Origin of the sequence: Comamonas guangdongensis, assembly GCF_041079535.1 — a bacterium.
Taxonomy (GTDB): Bacteria; Pseudomonadota; Gammaproteobacteria; order Burkholderiales; family Burkholderiaceae_C; genus Comamonas; species Comamonas guangdongensis.
This window is the reverse complement of record NZ_JBFYGN010000004.1, coordinates 126,282-145,704: the sequence shown is the minus strand read 5'-3', so window position 1 is coordinate 145,704 and position 19,423 is coordinate 126,282. Positions and strand designations below refer to the sequence as shown.

Annotated in this window: 14 protein-coding genes and 1 tRNA gene; 11 read left to right on the top strand and 4 right to left on the bottom strand. The window is 68.4% G+C overall.

Annotation, left to right across the window (positions count from 1 at the left end):
- The first annotated feature begins 2 nt into the window (after positions 1 to 2).
- From AB6724_RS04940 to recD, 7 genes are all read left to right on the top strand, one after another.
- Positions 3 to 569 carry a DUF4390 domain-containing protein gene (locus AB6724_RS04940; protein WP_369337403.1) on the top strand — a complete coding sequence of 189 codons (567 nt, stop codon included), beginning with the start codon at positions 3 to 5 and terminating at the stop codon, positions 567 to 569.
- Positions 569 to 2,884 (top strand): sensor histidine kinase, encoded by a 2,316-nt coding sequence (locus AB6724_RS04935; protein ID WP_369337402.1) that lies wholly within the window; start codon positions 569 to 571, stop codon positions 2,882 to 2,884. The genes AB6724_RS04940 and AB6724_RS04935 overlap by 1 nt, the downstream gene beginning before the upstream one ends.
- 40 nt (positions 2,885 to 2,924) lie before the next feature.
- Positions 2,925 to 3,590, top strand: coding sequence for a response regulator (locus AB6724_RS04930; RefSeq protein WP_369337401.1), 666 nt, complete (start codon positions 2,925 to 2,927; stop codon positions 3,588 to 3,590).
- An 89-nt stretch (positions 3,591 to 3,679) separates the two neighbouring features.
- Positions 3,680 to 3,755, top strand: a tRNA-Phe gene (locus AB6724_RS04925).
- Between the two features lie 273 nt (positions 3,756 to 4,028).
- Positions 4,029 to 7,571 carry an exodeoxyribonuclease V subunit gamma gene (gene recC / locus AB6724_RS04920; protein ID WP_369337400.1) on the top strand — a complete coding sequence of 1,181 codons (3,543 nt, stop codon included), beginning with the start codon at positions 4,029 to 4,031 and terminating at the stop codon, positions 7,569 to 7,571.
- A complete protein-coding gene (gene recB / locus AB6724_RS04915) occupies positions 7,568 to 11,347 on the top strand; it encodes an exodeoxyribonuclease V subunit beta (protein ID WP_369337399.1) in 3,780 nt (1,259 codons plus the stop codon). Before recC ends, recB begins: the two co-directional genes overlap by 4 nt.
- A complete protein-coding gene (gene recD / locus AB6724_RS04910; RefSeq protein ID WP_369337398.1) occupies positions 11,344 to 13,413 on the top strand; it encodes an exodeoxyribonuclease V subunit alpha in 2,070 nt (689 codons plus the stop codon). The genes recB and recD overlap by 4 nt, the downstream gene beginning before the upstream one ends.
- Before the next feature lie 109 nt (positions 13,414 to 13,522).
- On the opposite strand, the gene AB6724_RS04905 is transcribed toward recD, so the two are convergent.
- The 3 genes from AB6724_RS04905 to AB6724_RS04895 are packed head-to-tail and all read right to left on the bottom strand — an operon-like array spanning position 13,523 to position 14,934.
- Positions 13,523 to 13,777, bottom strand: a complete 255-nt coding sequence (locus AB6724_RS04905) for an ATP-binding protein (protein ID WP_369337397.1) — start codon at positions 13,775 to 13,777, stop codon at positions 13,523 to 13,525.
- Positions 13,778 to 13,819: 42 nt separating this feature from the next.
- Positions 13,820 to 14,233, bottom strand: coding sequence for a VOC family protein (locus AB6724_RS04900; protein WP_369337396.1), 414 nt, complete (start codon positions 14,231 to 14,233; stop codon positions 13,820 to 13,822).
- A 41-nt stretch (positions 14,234 to 14,274) separates the two neighbouring features.
- Positions 14,275 to 14,934, bottom strand: coding sequence for a glutathione S-transferase family protein (locus AB6724_RS04895; protein WP_369337395.1), 660 nt, complete (start codon positions 14,932 to 14,934; stop codon positions 14,275 to 14,277).
- Positions 14,935 to 15,127: 193 nt separating this feature from the next.
- Between AB6724_RS04895 and AB6724_RS04890 the strand changes: the two genes are divergently transcribed.
- From AB6724_RS04890 to AB6724_RS04875, 4 genes are all read left to right on the top strand, one after another.
- Positions 15,128 to 15,421, top strand: a complete 294-nt coding sequence (locus AB6724_RS04890) for a hypothetical protein (RefSeq protein WP_369337394.1) — start codon at positions 15,128 to 15,130, stop codon at positions 15,419 to 15,421.
- A 103-nt stretch (positions 15,422 to 15,524) separates the two neighbouring features.
- Positions 15,525 to 16,031, top strand: a complete 507-nt coding sequence (locus AB6724_RS04885; protein ID WP_369337393.1) for a copper chaperone PCu(A)C — start codon at positions 15,525 to 15,527, stop codon at positions 16,029 to 16,031.
- 107 nt (positions 16,032 to 16,138) lie between these two features.
- A complete protein-coding gene (locus tag AB6724_RS04880; protein WP_369337392.1) occupies positions 16,139 to 16,879 on the top strand; it encodes a PhaM family polyhydroxyalkanoate granule multifunctional regulatory protein in 741 nt (246 codons plus the stop codon).
- A 70-nt stretch (positions 16,880 to 16,949) separates the two neighbouring features.
- The gene (locus AB6724_RS04875) at positions 16,950 to 18,212 is read left to right on the top strand and encodes an FIST signal transduction protein (RefSeq protein ID WP_369337391.1); all 1,263 of its coding nucleotides are present in this window, start codon (positions 16,950 to 16,952) and stop codon (positions 18,210 to 18,212) included.
- A 45-nt stretch (positions 18,213 to 18,257) separates the two neighbouring features.
- Here the strand turns inward: AB6724_RS04875 and AB6724_RS04870 are convergent, their stop codons facing one another.
- Positions 18,258 to 19,415 carry a CMD domain-containing protein gene (locus AB6724_RS04870; RefSeq protein WP_369337390.1) on the bottom strand — a complete coding sequence of 386 codons (1,158 nt, stop codon included), beginning with the start codon at positions 19,413 to 19,415 and terminating at the stop codon, positions 18,258 to 18,260.
- Between the last annotated feature and the right edge of the window lie 8 nt (positions 19,416 to 19,423).

Below are 19,423 nucleotides of genomic sequence, written 5' to 3'. Positions count from 1 at the left end.
TCATGGCGTTGGCCCTGTGGGCTGCGGCGGCCACTACCCGTGCGGACACCGTGCCGCCGGACATCAGCTCCATGCAGGTCACGCGCACGGACGAGGGCGTCTTCCTTTCGGCCAATCTGCAGTTCGACCTGCCGGTGCAGGTGGAGGACGCGCTGCGCCAGGGCATTCCCCTGTACTTCACGGCCGAGGCCCTGGTCCAGCGCGAGCGCTGGTACTGGTCCGACCAGCACCTGGGGACGGCCACCCGCTACTACCGCCTGACCCATCAGCCGCTGACGCGCCGCTGGCGCCTGCATATCTCGAATACGGCGTTCACGAGTTCCGGCACGGGCCTGGCGCTGGGCCAGACCTATGAACAGCTGGAAGACGCCATGGCGGCCATACAGCGCATCTCGCGCTGGAAGATTCTGGAGCCCGCGCAGCTCAGCTCGACTTCGGGCGTTTCCGTGCAGCTGCGCTTTCGCGTGGACCTGTCGGCCCTGCCCAGGCCTTTGCAGATGGGAGTGCTGGGGCGCTCGGTCTGGAATCTGCAGCTGTCGCGCACCCAGGTCATGGAGGCCGCTCCCTGATGCCCGACTTTCAATCTCTGGAGACCGAGGCCAGCCTGCCGTCGACGGCGCGCTGGTCGCGCACCACGCGCTGGGCCGTGGGCACGGGCGTGGTGCTGATGGTGGTGGTCGGGGTGCTGCTGCTGTTCCTGCTGACCATGGCCACCAACAATCGCCTGGCCTATGAGCGCAACTACAGCTGGCTGTTCTGGGCCAATGTGGTGGTCGCGGGCCTGCTGCTGCTGGTGCTGCTGTGGGGCGGTCTGCGGCTGGCGCTGCGCCTTAGGCGCGGACGTTTCGGCAGCAAGCTGCTGCTCAAGCTGGCCGGCATCTTCACCCTGGTCGGGCTGTTGCCAGGCCTGCTGATCTATGTGGTGTCCTACCAGTTCGTGTCGCGCTCCATAGAGAGCTGGTTCGACGTCAAGGTCGAGGGCGCGCTGTCGGCCGGCGTGAGTCTGGCCAGCGCCACGCTGGACACCGTGGCCAACGACATGGCCAACAACACGCGCACGGCCGGTCTGCAGCTGTCGCAGGCCTCGGACACGGGGGCCGCGCTGGTGCTGGAGCGCATTCGCGACCAGCTCGGCGCGACGGACGTGGTGCTCTGGAATGCATCCGGCAAGGCCATCGCCAGCGCCGGCAAGTCCCAGTTCAGCCTGGCGCCCGAGCGTCCCAGCGCGCAGATGCTGCGCAGCCTGCGCGAGCAGGGCGGCCAGCGCGCCGCGGCCAGCATCGAAGGGCTGGACGACGCGGGCGACGCGGGCGCCGACAACGCCAGTATCAGCGCCAAGGTGCGGACCCTGGCCCTGGTGCCCAGCTCCGCGGTGAATCTGCTGGAGGAGGCGCGCTATCTGCAGGCTACGATTCCGCTGCCGCAGACCCTGGTCGGCAATGCGCTGGCGGTGCAGGAGGCCAATCGCGAGTATCAGGAGCGAGCGCTTGCTCGCACCGGACTGCAGCGCATGTATATAGGCACGCTCACGCTGGCCCTGTTCCTGGCGGTGTTCGGCGCCGTGGTGCTGGCCATCGTGCTGGGCAACCAGCTGGCCAAGCCTCTGCTGCTGCTGGCCCAGGGCATGCGCGATGTGGCGCGCGGCGATCTGCGGCCCAAGCCCGCGCTGCAGAGCAAGGACGAAATCGGCGTGCTCACCCGCTCGTTCGCGGTGATGACCCAGCAGCTGGCCGATGCGCGCGCGGATGCAAACCGCAATCTGCTGCAGCTCGATGCGGCCCGCAGCAATCTGCAGACGATTCTGGACAATCTCACTTCGGGCGTCATCGTGCTGGATCGCGATGGCCGCATCGTGCTCAGCAATCCCGGCGCCACGCGCATTCTGCGCGCGCCCATGGCGGTCTTCCAGGGCAAGCGCCTCTGCGATGTCTCGGGCCTGCAGGATTTCGCGCGCGTGGTGCAGGGGCAGTTCGAGCTGTTTCTGGGCGATGCCTCGGCCGAGCAGGGGCGCGAGCGCTGGCAGCAGGTCTATGAACTGGATGCGGGCGATGGCGATGTGGTGCACAACAGCACCAGCCTGGTCATGCGCGGCGCCGAGCTGCCGGAGGAGCAGCGACTGCTGGTCTTCGATGACATCTCCGAGATCGTCTCCGCCCAGCGCGCCCAGGCCTGGGGCGAGGTGGCGCGGCGCGTGGCGCATGAAATCAAGAATCCTCTGACTCCCATCCAGCTGTCGGCGGAGCGCATGGCCATGAAGCTCACCGACAAGCTGCAGCCCACGGAGCAGGCGCTGCTGGCCAAGTCGGTCAAGACCATCGTCGATCAGGTGGGTGCGATGAAACGCCTGGTGGACGAGTTCCGCGATTATGCGCGCCTGCCTGCGGCCAAGCTCCAGCCCATGGACCTCAATGCATTGGTGGCCGAGGTCTTGCAGCTTTACGGCGAGGAGAATGCGACCGTGCGCGTGGTGGCCTCGCTGGACGAAAACTGCCCGCTGATTCGCGGCGATAGCCAGCAGTTGCGCCAGGTCATCCACAATCTTTTGCAAAATGCGCAAGATGCGACCGCGCAGAAGGCTCAGGAAACCGGGCAGACTCCTGGCTCCGTCACCATAGAGACGCGCTGGAACGATGCGGCCCAGCGGGTGCGGCTGAGCATCAGCGACAGCGGCACAGGCTTTGCTCCCAATATCCTGCAAAGAGCCTTCGAGCCCTATGTGACCACCAAGGCCCGCGGCACGGGCCTGGGCTTGGCCGTCGTCAAGAAAATTGCCGACGAGCATGGGGCCAGGGTGGACCTGGGTAATCGAGAGGAAGACGGAGTGGTGCAAGGCGCGCGAGTGTCGCTATCATTTGTACCTAACGACCGTGTGCCGGCGGCTTGATCCCGCCTCCCACACAGCACAGCAACAGGCTTAAGACAACATGGCAAACATACTGGTGGTCGACGACGAACTGGGGATCCGGGATTTGTTGTCGGAAATCCTCAACGACGAAGGTCATAGTGTGGATCTGGCGGAGAACGCCACGCAGGCACGCGTGGCGCGCGCGACCAATGCCTATGACCTGGTCCTGCTCGACATCTGGATGCCAGATACCGATGGCGTGACCTTGCTCAAGGAATGGGCCACGGCAGGCCAGCTCACCATGCCCGTCATCATGATGAGCGGCCACGCCACCATAGAAACCGCGGTCGAAGCCACGCGCATAGGCGCGCTGTCCTTCCTCGAGAAGCCCATCACCATGCAGAAGCTGCTCAAGGCCGTGGAGCAGGGCTTGGCGCGCAATGCCGCCAGCCAGGCGCCCGAGGCAGCCAGCGCACCCAACTCGGGCTCCGCGCCTTCCGCCGCTGTGAATGCGATGGCCCAGGCGGCCGAGGACAATATGCCGAACTCGCACCAGGGTTTCGACCTGGACCGGCCGCTGCGCGAGGCGCGCGACGGCTTCGAGAAAGCCTATTTCGAATTTCACCTGGCCCGCGAAGGCGGCTCCATGACGCGCGTGGCGGAGAAGACCGGCCTGGAGCGCACCCACCTCTACCGCAAGCTGCGGCAGCTGGGCGTGGACCTGGGCCGAAACCGCCGCAGCTAAGTTTTTTCAAGAAATTTCGCGTTTTCGGATTTGGGGTCGAAACTTTGCATATAATCGTGGCTTCAGCAGCACAACGCTGAAACACAAAAGGCCCGGTAGCTCAGTCGGTAGAGCAGAGGATTGAAAATCCTTGTGTCGGCGGTTCGATTCCGTCCCAGGCCACCAAAATACAAAACCCAGATCGTTTCGATCTGGGTTTTTTGTTTTGCGCGGCCGCTTTCTCTGGCACGACTTTGTGCGGCAAGCGTGATGCCTGCGGGCGCCGCGCTTCAAGCATTGCAGCGACCGGTGCCGGCCCCTGAACGCTTGCCAAGGTGTCGAATAGGGAAGTGAAGGCTGGCAAGGCGCAGGCTGCTTTGGTTTTGATAGCGGCTCCGGGCTGCGCTCGGATCACCGCCAGCCGTTAAGCTAGTGCCTTCACAAGGCACAGGAGCGTGTGTGGCAGCAGAGCAGCAATCGACAGCGCAATGGCAACCGGGGTTGATCGCCCTGCATGGCAATCAGACCGAAGCCCTGGCCGATACCGTGCTGGCCTGGCTGGCCGCGCATCCGCTGCAGGCGCTGGAGCCCGAGATCGTGCTGGTGCAGAGCAACGGCATGGCCGAGTGGTTCAAGATGCGCATGGCCGAGCGGCAGGGCATTTGCGCGGCGGCCCAGGTGGAACTGCCCGCGCGCTTTGTCTGGCGCAGCTACCGGCAGATTCTGGGCCAGGCCGAGGTGCCGCGCGAATCGCCGCTGGACAAGACACCCATGATCTGGCGGCTGATGCGCCTGCTGCCGCTATGCCTGACCGAACCTGCTTTTGCTCCCATCGCCAACTTCCTGCGCCCCGGTGAGCCCCAGCGTCTGCTGCAGCTGGCCGAGCGCCTGGCCGATCTGTTCGACCAGTACCAGATCTACCGCGCCGACTGGCTGGCCGCCTGGGAGCAGGGGCGGGATGTGATGTGTACGCCGGGCCGCCCCGATGTGGCCGTGCCCGAGGGCCAGCTATGGCAGCCCCAGCTGTGGCGCAGGGTGCTGGCCGAACTGGACGAGACCCAGCGCGCCGCCACGCGGCCTGCGCTGCTGGCGCGCATTCTGGGCGCGTTGGATAGCGGCCAGCCTCCGGTCACGCCGCTGGCGCGGCGCGTGGTGGTGTTCGGCATGAGCCAGATGCCGCTGTCGCTGATGCAGTTCCTCAGCGGCATCGCCAGGCACAGCCAGGTGCTGATCGCCGTGCCCAACCCCTGCCGCTTTCACTGGGCCGATGCGATCGACGGGCGCGAGCTGCTGCGTCAGCAGCGCCGCCGCCACGCCAACAAGGGCGGCAAGGACCTGGCGCAGATCCCGCTGGCGGCCATGCATGCCCACGCCCATCCCCTGCTGGCGGCCTGGGGCCGGCAAAGCCGCGACTATGTGCGCCAGCTCGATGCCTTCGACACCACGGGCGATACGGCCGCGCAATGGGGCTGGCCGCGCGTGGACGTCTTCGAGGAGAGCGGCATCGAGGAGCTGGCGCAGGCGCCGCTGCTGCAGCAGGTGCAGCAGCGCATACGCGATCTGGTGCCGCTGCCCGAGCATCCGCGGCTAGAGGTCCCCGCCGCCGACGACTCCGTGGTTTTCCACCAGGCCCATGGCCTGGTGCGCGAGCTGGAGGTGTTGCACGACCAGCTGCTGCATTGGCTGGCCCGGCCCGCCGCAGCCGGTCAGGCGGCGCTGGCGCCGCGTGAGGTGGTGGTGATGCTGCCGGCCATCGAAGAGGCGGCACCCGCCATCCGCGCCGTGTTCGGTCAGTACGGGCGCCACGATGCGCGCCATATTCCTTTCGATATCGCCGACGTGGGCGCGCGCGCCAGCAGCCCCTTGGTCACGGCGCTGCAATGGCTGCTCAAGCTGCCGCAACAGCGCTGCCGCCTGAGCGAACTCTGCGATCTGCTTGATGTTCCCGCCGTGGCCGCGCGCGTGGGCCTGAGGGCCGATGATCTGCCCCAGCTCACGCACTGGATGGCGGGGGCCGGCATACGCTGGGGGCTCAATCACGAGCAGCGTGCCCGACTGGGTCTGGCGGCCTGCGGCGACCCGAACAGCGCCTGGTTCGGCCTGCGTCGCATGCTGCTCGGCTATGCCAGCGGCGCGGCCACGGATGAGCTAGGCCTTGAGTCCGCGCAGGCTTTCGCGGGGATAGAGCCTTATGAGGAGGTTGGCGGGCTGACGGCCGAGCTGGCCGGCAGCCTGGCCAGCCTGCTGGCCCGCATGCTGCAATGGTGGCAGACGGCCGGCGAGGCCGCTGCGCCCCAGGTCTGGGCCCAGCGCCTGCGTGCCCTGCTCGACGATTTTTTTGTCGCGCAGAACGACGAGGACCAGGCCCTGCTGGCCGCATTGGATACGGCGCTGGTGAGCTGGCAGAGCGCTTGCGAGCAAGCGGGCTTCGAGAGCGGGATCCCGCTCGAGGTCGCGCAGGAGGCCTGGCTGCAGGCCCTGTCCGAGCCGGCCCTGAACCAGCGCTTTCGCGCGGGCGGCGTGACCTTCTGCACGCTCATGCCCATGCGCGCGATTCCGTTCGAGGTGGTCTGCCTGCTGGGCATGAACGACGGCGACTATCCGCGCCGCGCCACGCGTGCGGATTTCGACCTGATGGCCCAGCCGGGCCAGCAGCGCCCCGGCGATCGCGCGCGGCGCGACGACGACCGCCAGCTCATGCTGGATGCGCTGCTGTCGGCCCGCAGCCGGCTCTATATCAGCTGGGCGGGCCGTCATGTGCGCGACAACAGCGAGCAGCCGCCCTCAGTGCTGGTCTCGCAGCTGCGCGACTATCTGGCCCAGGGCTGGCAAGGCGAAGCCGGCGGCGACCTGCTGGCCCAGCGCACGCAGCAGCATCCGCTGCAGCCCTTCAGCCGTCGCTATTTTGAGCCGGCCTCGGGCCTGTCCACCTTCGCGCGTGAGTGGCATGCGGCGCACCAGCCCGGCGAGGTGGAGGCCAGGCCCGAGGTCGCGCCCTATGTGCCGGACCCCGAGGTGCCGCTGACGCTGGCGCGGCTTGCCGATTTTCTGCGCCATCCCGCGCGCGTCTTTCTGCGCAATCGCCTGCTGGTGCGCTTCGAGCAGGAGGAGGATGTGGTGGAGGACGAGGAGCTGTTCACGGTGGACGGGCTCACGGCCTACGGCTTGGTGCAGCAGCTGCAGCAGGGCGTGCGCATGCAGCTGGCCCGGTCTGCGACCGAGGGGCTCGATGTCGCGGCCCAGCTGCAGCGCGATGTGCAGCGGCTGGCGCGTGCCGGCGTGCTGCCGCTGGCGGGCCTGGGCGAGCGCGAAGCCCGGGGCCTGCTCGCACAGACCACGCCTTCGCTGCTGGCCTGGCAGCGGCAGATGCTGCAATGGCCGCAGGCAGCGCCACGCCAGCGCCTGCTGCTGTGCGATGGAGAGCTGGTGCTGGACGACTGGATGGACGGATTGCGCGAGCGCAGTGCTGGGGAGGCCGAAGGCCCGGCCCGCTGCTGGTTTGCGCTGGAGCCGCGCAGCCTGCTGAACCGGGAGGGGGTGCCCCAGGCCTACAAGCTGCTGTCGGTCTATGTGCGCAGCCTGGCGCTGTCCGCTGCGGGCGCACAGACGCTGATGGCCGTGATCGCGCGCGATGCGCTGCTCTGGGTCGAGCCGCTGGATGCCGAGTTGGCCCGCACGCGCCTGCTGGCGCTGATGCGGCTGTGGCTGCAGGGCCAGAACGAGCCGCTGCCCCTGCCGCTCAGAAGCGCGGTGGCCGCTGCCGATGACGATCTGCGCGCTGCGGCCCAGGCCTACGAAGGCGGCTATATGAACGCCGGCGAATGCGAAGACCCGAGCTGGGCACGCTGCTATCCGGGCTGGGAGGATTTGATTGCCGATCTGCGTTTCCACACCCTGGCCAAGCAGGTCTACGGCCCGCTGCACGAGTGGCTGGCGACCCAGGTACGGGTCCAGCAGCTGCCGCAGCCAGGCGAGCAGGAACAGCAAGGAGAGCCGGCATGAGCGCTAGCGTCAACGAGGCCGGCAGCCATCTGCTGAATGCGCTGGACTTCCCGCTTCGGGGCTCCAGGTTGATCGAGGCCAGCGCGGGCACGGGCAAGACCTGGACGATCGCGGCGCTCTATCTGCGCCTGGTGCTGGGCCATGGCGGCGAGCATGGTTTCACCAGGCCCCTGATGCCGCCCGAGATTCTGGTCATGACCTTCACGCGCGCCGCCACGCGCGAGCTGTCGGACCGCATACGCGGCCGGCTGATCGAAGCCGTGCGGTGCTTTCGCGGCGAAGCCGAGCCTGCAGGTCACGACCTGTTCCTGCGCGATCTGCGCGACGCCTATGCCGAGGGCAGCGAGCGCGACGCGGCTGCCTGGCGACTCGACATGGCCGCGCAGTGCATGGACGATGCGGCCATACACACCATAGACGCCTGGTGCCAGCGCATGCTGCGCGAGCACGCGTTCGACAGCGGCAATCTGTTCGACGAAACGCTGGAGGCCGACGAAAGCCAGCGCCAGACCGAGGCCGCGCAGGACTACTGGCGCCAGCAGTGCTATCCGCTGGCCGGCGAGCTGCTGGAGGAGGCGCTCGAAGTCTGGCCCGATGTGAATGCGTTGATCCGGGACATGCAGGCGCTGCTGCGCGAAAACCTGGCGCCTGAGGCCGGTGCCGGCACGCTGGGCGAGTGCATAGAGCAGACCCGGCAGCAGCGCGCGCACCGGCTGCAGGAGCTGGCCCGGGGCTGGCCGAACAAGGCCGAGCGTCTGCAGCGATGGCTGGACGGCCAGCTCGATGGCAACGCCGGCCTGTGGGACAAGCGCAAGCTGCAGCCGCGCCACTACACCGGCTGGTTCGCCGCCATCCAGGCCTGGGCCCAAGACCCGCTGAACATGGCGCTGGAGCTCAGCGATTCCGCGCGCAAGCGGCTGAGCCCCGAAGGCATGGCCGAGGCCTTCAAGGGCTCGACCATGGATCTGCTGCTGCCCACGGAGTTTGCCGAGCTGCAGCAGCTGCTGCAGGCCATCTCCCGCCTGCCGTCCATGGGCGTGGCGCTGCGCCTGCATGCGGCGGCCAATGTGCAGCAGCGCCTGCTGTGGCTCAAGCGCCAGGCCGGCACTTTCGGCTTCGCCGACATGCTGCAGCGCCTGGACCAGGCCTTGGCGGGAGACAACGGCCCCGCGCTGCGGGCCAGCATCCTCGCCCAGTATCCGGTGGCTCTGATCGATGAGTTCCAGGACACCTCGCCGCTGCAATACCGGCTGTTCGACCAGATCTACCGCACGGCAGACAATGCCGAAGACAGCGCGCTGCTGCTGATCGGCGACCCCAAGCAGTCCATCTACGGCTTTCGCGGCGCCGACATCTACAGCTATCTGCAGGCGCGTGCGGCCACCGCGGGGCGGCACTATGTGCTGGGCACCAATTTCCGCTCCACCCAGGAGCTGGTCGCGGCCGTCAACCAGTGGTTTGCGCAGGCCGAGCTGCGGCCCGGCGAAGGCGCATTCATGTTCCGCGCCGGGGCGCAGAACCCCTTGCCGTTCGAACCCGTGGCGGCCAAGGGCCGCCGCGAGGTCTTGGTGCAGGGCGGCCGACGTATGAGCGCGCTGACCATTGCCTGGGACGGCAGCGCGGGCGAGCCGCTGAGCAATGACGATATCCGCCGCCGCGGCGCGGAGTTTTGCGCCGCCCGGATCGTGCACTGGCTGATGGACGAGGGCACGGGTTTTGCCGAGGACGGCAAGCCGCTGCAGCGTATCCGCCCCGCCGATATCGCCGTGCTGGTGCGCACCGGCAAGGAGGCCGCGGCCGTGCGCCGTGCCCTGGCCAGGCGCGCCGTGGCATCGGTTTATCTATCCGATCAGGATTCGGTGTTCGCCAGCGCCGAGGCCAGAGATCTGCTGCTGTGGCTGCGCGCCGTGGCCGCGCCGCTGGACGGCCTGGCCGTGCGCGCGGGGCTGGCCACGCCGCTCATGGGCCTGACGTTCGAGGAGCTGGCCTGGCTGGCCAGCGACGACGAGGCGTTCGACGCGCGCAGCGAACAGCTCAAGGAGCTGCACAGCCTCTGGCTGCGGCTGGGCGTGCTGGCCATGCTGCGCCAGACGCTGTACCGCTTCGATCTGCCCGCGCGCTGGCTCGCGGAAATGGGGGGCGAGCGGCGCCTGACCAACTATCTGCATCTGGCCGAGCTGCTGCAGGCGGCCAGCGCGCAGCTCGAGGGCGAGCAGGCGCTGATACGCTGGCTGGCCACGCAGATCGAGGCGCCGGGCGCCGCGGGCGAGGCGCAGATCGTGCGGCTGGAGTCGGATGCCGACCTGGTCAAGGTCGTGACCGTGCACAAGAGCAAGGGGCTGGAGTACCCCGTGGTCTGCCTGCCGTTTGGCGGCAGCTTCAGGCCCGTGGATGCCAAGGCCGCCTATCTGTCCCTGCCGCTGCAGGGCGCGGCCGGACCGCAGCGCGAGCTGCTGCTCGACTATGACGCCGAACAGCTGGAGCGGGCCGACCGCGAGCGGCTGCGCGAGGACCTGCGCCTGTTCTATGTGGCCCTGACCCGGCCGCGCCATGCGCTGTGGCTGGGCCTGGCGCCCATGAAGCGCGGCAACAGCAAGAGCTGCGCGAACGAGCAGGGCGCGGCCGGCTATCTGCTGGCCGGCGCCAGCTCGCAATCGGCCGACAACTGGCGCGCCAGCCTGCAGGCCCTGGGCGACAGCTGCGCGCAGATTGCCGTGGTCGACCTGCCTGCCGAGCTGCCCCTGGCCGAGCGCTATGTGCCCGCCCAGGATCTGCCGGCGCTGCAGCCGGCTGCGGTCTATGCGGCGGAGTTCGACCGCCGCTGGGGCATTGGCAGCTTTTCCTCGCTGACGCGGGCCATGGCCGCACACAGCCTGCCTGTGCTGCCCGTGGCCGTCCAGCATCCCGCCGAGGACGAACGTGCGCTGCAGGCCGTGGATGCCGCCGAGGCGGCACTGGATCTGAGCGCTCTTGCCGCTCTGCCGCTGGCGGCCGGCGCGCGCAGTCAGACGGCGGCATGGCACCGCTTCATGCGCGGCCCCGTGGTGGGCAATTTTCTGCATGACCAGATGGAGTGGCTGGCGGCCGAGGGCTTCGGCCTGCGCGAGCGGCCGGGCGAGTGTGCCGATCCGCTGGAATCCCGTTTGCTGCGGCGCTGCGAGCGCGCGGGCCGCAAGGAGCAGGCCGCCGATGTGCTGCTGTGGCTGCGCGCCGTGGTCCACCAGCCTCTGGCGCCCCTGGGCGTCACGCTGGCGCAGCTGGGGCAGACGGATGCCTTGCTGGCCGAGATGGAGTTCTGGCTGCCCGCGCAGCGCCTGTCCGCCCAGCGCATAGACGCGCTGTGCCGCGAGCATATTCTGCCGGGCCGGGCCCGCCCCGTGCTGCCCGAGCGGGAGCTGCACGGCATGCTCATGGGCTTTGCCGACCTGGTCTTCAGTCACGAGGGGCGCTACTGGGTGCTCGATTACAAGACCAACCATCTGGGCAGCGACGGCGCCGCATACACGCGGCAGGCGCTGGAGCAGGCCATGCTCGAGCACCGCTACGACGTGCAGGCCGCGCTGTATCTGCTGGCGCTGCACCGTCTGCTGCAAAGCCGCCTGGGTGCGGCCTATGAGCCCGCACGGCAACTGGGCGGCGCGCTCTACTTTTTCATGCGCGGGATAGACGGGGAGACCGACGGCATGCAACTGCTGCAACCCTCGCTGGCGCTGCTGCAGGCGCTCGACGAGCTGCTGAGCGACCCCGCGGCCAATGCGCAGGAGGTGCAGCCATGAGGGGGCGCCGCAGAATCGATCTGCAGACTCTGGATCTGTTTGCCGCAGCGCATGACGAGGACGAGAGCTCCGCGCCGGACGCGGCGGCCGTTCTGGCAGCGCTGGAACGCCTGGCCGATGCCGGCCTGCTGCGCCGGCTCGACAGCGCGCTGGCCGCCTTTGTGGCGGGCCAGGATTCCGAGGCCGAGCCCGCGCTGCTGGTGGCCGCGGCCGTGCTGGCGCAGATGGAAGGGCGCGGCCACAGCTGCCTGCCGCTGGCCGCGCTGCCACAGAATCCCAATGAAATCCTGGGCTGGCCCAAGGAGGCCATGCCGGTACAGCTCTCGCTTTGGGAGCAGTTGCCAAGCCGGCTCGAGGCCTGGCTGCGGGCTCTGCGTCGCAGCCCCGTGGTGCGCGTCGTGGGCCAGGCCGTGGCCGCGCCCGATCTGGGCCAGCCGCTGGTGCTGCTGGACGGCGAGGCGCCCCTGCTCTATCTGCGCCGCTATTGGGACTATGAACGCAGCGTGGCCGCGCAGATCGCGCAGCGCACCGAGGCCGAAGCTGCGCAGGACGAGGCGCAGGTGCAGCGCTGGCTGGATCGTCTGTTCACCCCGTCGGCCGCTGCCGTAGATTGGCAGAAGCTGGCCTGTGCGCTGGCCCTGCGCGGGCGTCTGTCGGTGATTACCGGCGGGCCGGGCACGGGCAAGACCTATACGGCGGCCCGCCTGCTGGCGCTGCTGTTCGCCACGGCGCCGGATGCCGCGCAGCTGCGCGTGGCCCTGGCCGCGCCCACGGGCAAGGCCGCGGCCAGGCTCAAGCAGTCCATTGACAGCTCGCTGCTGGAGCTGAAGGGCGCGGTGCAGGGCGAGCTGGAGCTGGAGTCCCTGGTCAAGCGCATGGGCGCGGCCCGCACCCTGCATTCGCTGCTGGGCGCCAGGCCCGACACCAGGCGCTTTGCCCACCATGCGGGCCATCCTCTGGATGTGGACGTGCTCATCGTCGACGAGGCCTCGATGATCCATCTGGAGATGATGGCCGCGCTGCTCCAGGCCCTGCCGCCCACGGCGCGCCTGATCCTGCTCGGCGACAAGGATCAGCTGGCCTCGGTTGAGGCCGGTGCCGTGCTCGGCGACCTGTGCCGCGACGCGCAGCGGGGCGGCTATGCGGCGCAGACCCTGGCCTATGCGCGGCGCGTCGCGGGCCTGGATCTGCCCGCGCAGTTCCGGGCCGCCGGCCCATCGCTGCCGCTGGCCCAGCACACGGTGATGCTGCGCGAGAGCCGGCGTTTTGGCGGCCCCATAGGCCGGCTGGCCCTGGCCGTGAATACCGGCGATGCGCCGGCCGCCATGGAGCTGCTGCGGGAGCAGACGCGCTCGGGCACTGATGCGGAGCTCTGGGCGCGCGAGGGCGGCGACCTGGAAGCCGTGGTGCGCAGCGCCGTGGCCGGCCGCGGCACGGCGGCCGGCTATGCGGCGTATGCGCAGGTATTGGCCCTGGGGCGTGCGGGCTTCGCGTCGGAGCTCGAGCACCGGCAATGGGTGCTGGCTGTGCTCCAGGCCTTCGACCGCTACCGCCTGCTGTGCGCGGTGCGCGAGGGCGCCTGGGGCGTGGCGGGCCTGAACCGTGTGGTGGAGGCCGCGCTGCAGGCCCAGGGCGCGATTCGCAAGGACGGCGAGTGGTATGCGGGCCGGCCCGTCATGGTGACGCGCAACGATGTGCAGCTAGGGGTGTTCAACGGCGATATCGGCATGGCGCTGTCCAGCTTTGCCGACCCCGGACGCCTGCGCGTGTATTTTCTGCAGGGGGAGAGCCTGCACCATGTGAGCACGGCACGCCTGGCCCATGTGGAAACCGCGTTTGCGATGACGGTACACAAAAGCCAGGGTTCGGAGTTCGAGCACACGGCCCTGGTGCTGTCGGCCCAGGGCGGCAGCGTGCTGAGCCGCGAGCTGGTCTATACCGGCATCACGCGCGCGCGCCGGGCGTTTTCGCTGTGGTCCGAGGTGCCGGGGCTGCTGGTGTCGGCCATGGGCAGTCCTACGCAGCGCAGCAGCGGTTTGCTGCGGTTTCTGGAAGCGGCCGCGTAGTTTGAATGTCGTCTTGGGGGAAGAGAGCGGGTCTAGACCCGCTCTCTTCCCTGGAAACCGGGCATGGCTGTCACAAATCCAGCCGCCGCCAGAGCGTTCGGAGCGTGGTTCAAGCTTGCTCGGTGACCCGTTGCGGCTTGGCGATTTTCACCATCTGAATGGCATCAAACGGGCAGCGCACCGCACACAAGGCGCAGCCCGTGCATGCGGGCGCATTGTGCAAGGTGGAGCGTTTGGAGCCGAACCCTGTAGCGCTTTGAACCTGCAGCGACAGCACATGCGGCGGGCACACGCCTATGCACCAGCCGCAGCCCGTGCAGCGCTGCGGATCAATTTCCGGAAGAGCCTTGCGGGGAGCTGGCATGGGTTTCGGTAGGGAGGTGAGGACTCAGGCGGGTGCCCGCTCTCAGTGCTCGTACACCGCGTCCCAATGGGCAAAGCCCTTGACCTCGATGGGATTGCCGCTGGGATCGTGAAAGAACATGGTCCATTGTTCGCCGGGCTCACCTTCGAAGCGCACCTGTGGCGCCAGCACAAACTGCGTGTCGGCGGCCTTCAGGCGCTCGGCCAGGGCCAGCCAGTCGGGCTTGAGCAGGATCACGCCCAGGTGGGGCATGGGCACCATGTGGTTGCCGACCTTGCCGGTATTGGTCACGGCAAAGGGCTGGCCCAGGTGCAGGGAGATCTGGTGGCCGAAGAAGTCGAAATCGACCCAGGTCTCGGTGCTGCGGCCCTCGCGGCAGCCGAGGACGCCGCCGTAGAAGCGGCGTGCCTCGTCAAGATCGGTCACATGGTAGGCAAGATGAAACAGGCTTCGCATAGTGACTGCGAAGATAGCATTGCTTGGGTTGCCTGGCCCGGTCAGCGTGCGGCCTGGGCCTGCATATGCTCCATGAGTTCGATGGTGTTGGCCTTGCGGTCGGCGTTGAGCTTCTGCACCGTGGGGCGCTCGCCCATGCGGGCCAGATAGTCGCGCACCGGCAGCTCGGCCAGCAGGTCGGTGCCGCCCATGATCTTGGTGGCGCTGCTGATCAGCGGCAGGTGCACGATGGCACTGCAGTCGGCCAGGGTGAATTGTTCGCCGGCGATGAACGGTGTGTCGAAACGCGCAATCTTGGCGAAGGCGGCGATGTTCTTGCGCAGCTGTTCCAGCGTCTTGTCGCGCGTGGCGTCGCTGATCTTGCCGCCGAAGAAGGCCTGGGGGTAGAGGTTGCGCGCCACCAGCTCCAAGTGCAGGTTCAGATAGACGCAGAGCTCGCGCACCTTGGCCGCCGCAAACGGGTCGGCGGGTAGCAAGGGCGCGGTGGGCGACAGGGTGTCCACATATTCGATGATGGCGTCGGACTCGCTGATGGCTCCGTGCCGGGTGCGCAGATAAGGCACTTTGCCCAGCGGCGATTCATCGGGATGGGTTTTGCCCAGCCAGGCGAGTTCTTCCTCGAAGGGAATTCGCTTTTCCATCAAGGCCAGTTTGACCTTGTTGTAGTAATTGCTGGCCGAGAATCCGCACAGAGTCAGCATGCATGTCTCCTTGGTGGTTGGAATGTGCAAGTCGCAGTGCATATCGTAGAGGCAAGCGCCGCAGGCCCCGGGTCGCCAACCGGATAGGGAGCTCATCTTCTACAATCCGCCCATGCATTCGCGGGTACAAGATCAGGCAGGCCGGCCATGGCGGAACAGTGTCCGCTGGGTGCTGGCCGCCTGGTGCTGCGTGATGCTGGCCACGATAGCCGCGCCCTATGCCAGGGCTCAGGCCGTCGCCGGCTGGGAGCCCGTGTGCTCGGCCTCCGGACCCGTCCACTGGGTGCCCGGCCCCGCCGGCGACGAGGTGCTGCCGGCGCTGCATGCGATCGACTGCGCGCTCTGTCTGCCGGCGCTGGCGCCGCCGCCTGCGGCCCAGCTCATGGCCCGGCCGGTCCGGGTCGCGTTTGCGGCCCCCATCTGGCACGCAGGGTGCCTGCCCCGCTTCGCCGGCCTCTTGCCACCGGCGCGCGCACCGCCGCTGTGAAACTTTCCCAACCATGGCATCCGGCACCGCCGCTGGCGGGCGCCGGCTGCAGCGTATAGCTATCGGTATCTGCAAATCACCTGTTTTGAATGGAGAAAGTTTCATGAATCTGCGTCGTTTCACCCTGCTGGCCCTGGGCTCGTTGATGGTTTCCGGCATGGCCTGGGCTCACCCCGATGCGGCCCATGTCAAGGCCGAGAATGCCTGGGCCCGCGCCAGCGTGCCGGGCCAGCAGGCCTCGGGAGCGTTCATGCGCCTGACGGCCCAGGAGCCGCTCACGCTCGTGGGCGTCGAATCGCCGGCCGCGGCCGTGTCCGAAGTGCACGAGATGAAGATGGACGGGGACGTGATGCGCATGCGCGCCATCGAATCCCTGGATCTGCCCAAGGGCGTGGCCGTGGACCTCAAGCCCGGCGGCTATCACGTGATGCTGCAGCAGCTCAAGGCCCCGCTGCTCAAGGACACGCAAGTGCCCATCACCCTGGTGTTCAAGGACGCCAAGGGCGAGCTCTCGCGCCTGCATCTGCAGGTGCCGGTGCGATTGACGCCGCCGGCCGGCACGGCTCCCGCCGAATCCGGCCATATGGGGCACGGTGCGCATCAGCACTGAGACCTGCTCCTTTGTTTGCAGCATCCGCCGCAACTGCAGTAAGCTAGTTCCGTGTCCGGCCAAGCCGGACGCGGAGATCGGTTTCCATCCCTGTCGCGGAGAGCACTATGAGCGGTGATACATCGGCATTCGGTTTCGGCAAATTCATTCCGGGCTTTGATTTTCTGCAGGGGCTGGCGCAAAGCGCCGGAGCGGCGGCCAACCCCATGGGGCGCGTGCCCCAATGGGTGGCACCCACGGTCAGCGTGGAAGAGGTGGACAAGCGCATCGCCGAACTCAAGGCCGTGCAGTTCTGGCTGGAGCAGAACGGCCGCGCGCTGGCCGCAACCATCCAGGCGCTGGAAGTGCAGCGCATGACCCTGTCCACGCTGCAGGGCATGAATGTCAGCATGAGCGAGCTGGCCAAATCCTTCCAGTTCCCTGGTGCAGCGGCCGAGGCCGCCGGCCGCTGGCCCATGGGAGAGGCGCCAGCGGCTCAGGCCCAGGCCGACGGGGCGACGCCGGGCGCCGAGGCGGCCGCCAATCCGCAGCAGCAGACCCAGGCTGCCCTGGGCCAGGCCATGCAGTGGTGGGGGGCGCTGACACAGCAGTTCCAGCAGATCGCCGCCAAGGCCATGGCCGAACCGCCGCAGACCATGGCCGCCGCACAGAAGGCGACCGAGATGGCCAGCGGCTTTGCCAAGGCCGCCATGGACCAGGTCGCGGCGGCCGCCCAGACCGTCAGCCCGATCAAGCCGGCCGCTGCCAAAAAGACCGCGACCGGCGGGCGCAGCAAGCCCGCCGCGGCCGCAAGCCCTGCGGCCGCCAAGAAGCCGGCGCGTAAAAGCACGGCGGCGCGCAAGCCCTAGACCCGGCGCCTAGAGGGGCGGACTGAAGCCTGGGCACGGCGTGCCCATCCAAGCTGGGGCAGGAGGGTTTATGTCATTGTTTCCCGTAGGTCACGCCAGTCATGCGGACTGGCGCAACGCCGCAGAGCGGGTGCTGCTGCAGCTGCGCGAACAGCTGCTGCGCCAGCCGCAGGCCAGGCACAGGCTGGGCCTGGTCTATGTGTCCAAGGGCATGGTGCGCCATGCGCAGGAGCTGCTGGCGCTGCTGGCACGCTCCCTGCCGCAGGTTACGGACTGGGTGGGCGGCTCCGGCGATGCGGTGCTGGCCATGGAACACGAGTACTCCGAAGAGATGTCCCTGGCCGTGATGCTGCTCGATATTCCCGCCGCCCATTACCGCATCTACTCGGGCGTGGCGCCGCTGGCTCTGGGCGGTACCGAGGCGGGCTTTGAAGCGCATTCCGCCCTGGTGCATGCCGATGTGGACCAGCCCGAGCTGGCCGAGCTGCTGCTCGAGCTTTCGGAGCGCACCTCCTCGGGCAATCTGTTCGGCGCGGTGGGCGGCGAGCACAGCGTGCAGTTCGCCTGCCGGGAGGAGGACCTGGCCCGCCTGCGTTCTGGGGGCAGCGTGGGCGTGTTTCAAGGCGGTTTTTCGGGCGTGGCCTTCGATAGCGACGTGGCCTGCATCTCGCGTCTGGCACAGGGCTGCACTCCGCTGGGTCAGGGGCTGGAGATCACCGAGACACGGGGCCCGGTGCTGCTGGCGCTTGACGGCGAGCCCGCACTGCCCAGGCTGCTGGAGCTGCTGGACGTGCAGGCCGGTCCCCATGCGGGCGGCGGCTGGCAGGCGGCGCTGTCGCAGCTGCGCAAGACCCAGGCCGCGATTGCCCCGCTGGGGCGCGGGCTGGAGCGCGGCGTGCTGACCGACGAGGCCCAGGTGCTGCATATCGTGGGGCTGGATCCCGTGCGTCAGGGCATTGCGCTCTCGTCGGGGGTGGAGTCCGAGCATACGGTGATCTTCTGCCAGCGCCAGGCCAGTGCGGCGCGCCACGAGCTGCTGCAAATGGGCGCTGCCCTCAAGGATGCGCTGCTGGCCGACTTCGCCGATGCCGAGCCCGGGGGCGAGTCGGAGCCGGCCCCGCTGCATATTCGCGGTGCCGTGTACATGAGCAGCAAGGGGCGCGGCAGCGAGCTGTTCGGCGGCACCGATGCCGAGCTCCGGCTGCTGCGCCATGCGCTGGGCCCCGTGCCCCTGATAGGCGTGATGGCCGAGGCCCAGCTCATGGATGCACGCGTGCATCAGCTGGCCGGCGTGCTCACGGTGTTTACAGGGCCCTCGACCACGGGCGTCTGAGCCCGCGCGAGGGGCGCTGTGGCCCCGCGCGCCATGCGCTGAGGCCTAGGCGTTGGCGGGCCAGATTTCCTGGCCCAGGTTGAGCATCAGGCGGTTGGCCCAGCCGAACAGCGCGGCCGAGTGCAGCATGTCCAGGATTTCCAGGTCCGACAGGCCGGCATCGCGCAGCGGCTGCAGGTTCTGCACGCCGAAGCCGCCGGGCGCCCGCGTCAGAACCAGCGCGGACTGGATGATGGCGCGCTCGCGCGCATTGGTGCCGGCCGTGTCGGGGTCGTCGAACATCTGGGCCATCACGTCGTTGCGCTTGGCCAACTGCTCGAAGCGTTGGGCGTGGACCGAGGCGCAGTACACGCAGCCGTTGGCGCGCGAGACGGCGGTGGCCGCGACCTCGCGCTCGGCGCGCGACAGGCCACCAGGCGCATACATGATGGCGTTGAAGGCCTGGGAGCGCTCCAGCAGCACCTGGGGCTGGCGCGCCAGCACCAGATAGAAGTCCATGCCGCGGGCCTTGGGGTGGCTCACATCCAGCACCTGCTGCTGCTCGGGTGTGGCGGTGTCGGGGTCCAGTCCTTCGAGCCAGCTTGTCCAGCCCAGGGTTTCGCTGGTAAAGCCGTTGCGGCGCAGCGGCTCGCCGGGTGCGGGCAGATTGGCCGGGTGCACAAAAGCGGCGGCGGCGACGGGCTCGGCTGTCGCTGCCTCAGCCTTGCCGCCCATGGCGTCCATGGCCCTGACCCCCACCAGCAGGCGGGCCTGATAGGCGACAAAGCCGATGAGCTGGGCCAGCAGCACGGTATCGTTGAGCGACAGGCCGGCGGCCGGAATCGCCAGCAGCGCGGCCCGGTCGCTTTCGGCGGGGTTCAGCGCCAGCGTGCGCACAAAGTGCAGCATGGCATCCAGGCGCGCATCATCGGTCCGGGCGCCAGCCTGGTCCAGAATCTGGCGCAGCTCGGGCGTGATGGCGTCTGTCAACGTCTCGGCACGGGCGCGGTATTCGGCTTCCAGCACGCTCACGCCGCTCACGCGGGCCTGCTCGGCGGCCAGCACCAGACGCTCGGCCTGCGTCAGCGCGCTGTCCAGCGTATTGCCCAGCAGCAGGTCTTCGCAGGCCTGGGTGGCCAGGGCGACTTTTTCGCGCTCGTGGCGCGTGGTGAAGCAGGGGCTGCCGGCGGCAAGCCCGGCCAGGCGGTCAATCGTGTCGGTCATGAGAGTCT

Bases quoted from the DNA above. Each gene is read 5' to 3' on its own strand.
- AB6724_RS04885 (WP_369337393.1), top strand. From the start codon at position 15,525: ATGAATCTGCGTCGTTTCACCCTGCTGGCCCTGGGCTCGTTGATGGTT.
- AB6724_RS04875 (WP_369337391.1), top strand. From the start codon at position 16,950: ATGTCATTGTTTCCCGTAGGTCACGCCAGTCATGCGGACTGGCGCAAC.
- recD (WP_369337398.1), top strand. From the start codon at position 11,344: ATGAGGGGGCGCCGCAGAATCGATCTGCAGACTCTGGATCTGTTTGCC.
- AB6724_RS04880 (WP_369337392.1), top strand. From the start codon at position 16,139: ATGAGCGGTGATACATCGGCATTCGGTTTCGGCAAATTCATTCCGGGC.
- AB6724_RS04935 (WP_369337402.1), top strand. From the start codon at position 569: ATGCCCGACTTTCAATCTCTGGAGACCGAGGCCAGCCTGCCGTCGACG.
- AB6724_RS04900 (WP_369337396.1), bottom strand. From the start codon at position 14,233: ATGCGAAGCCTGTTTCATCTTGCCTACCATGTGACCGATCTTGACGAG.
- AB6724_RS04940 (WP_369337403.1), top strand. From the start codon at position 3: ATGGCGTTGGCCCTGTGGGCTGCGGCGGCCACTACCCGTGCGGACACC.
- AB6724_RS04890 (WP_369337394.1), top strand. From the start codon at position 15,128: ATGCTGGCCACGATAGCCGCGCCCTATGCCAGGGCTCAGGCCGTCGCC.
- AB6724_RS04905 (WP_369337397.1), bottom strand. From the start codon at position 13,777: ATGCCAGCTCCCCGCAAGGCTCTTCCGGAAATTGATCCGCAGCGCTGC.
- AB6724_RS04930 (WP_369337401.1), top strand. From the start codon at position 2,925: ATGGCAAACATACTGGTGGTCGACGACGAACTGGGGATCCGGGATTTG.
- AB6724_RS04870 (WP_369337390.1), bottom strand. From the start codon at position 19,415: ATGACCGACACGATTGACCGCCTGGCCGGGCTTGCCGCCGGCAGCCCC.
- recB (WP_369337399.1), top strand. From the start codon at position 7,568: ATGAGCGCTAGCGTCAACGAGGCCGGCAGCCATCTGCTGAATGCGCTG.
- AB6724_RS04895 (WP_369337395.1), bottom strand. From the start codon at position 14,934: ATGCTGACTCTGTGCGGATTCTCGGCCAGCAATTACTACAACAAGGTC.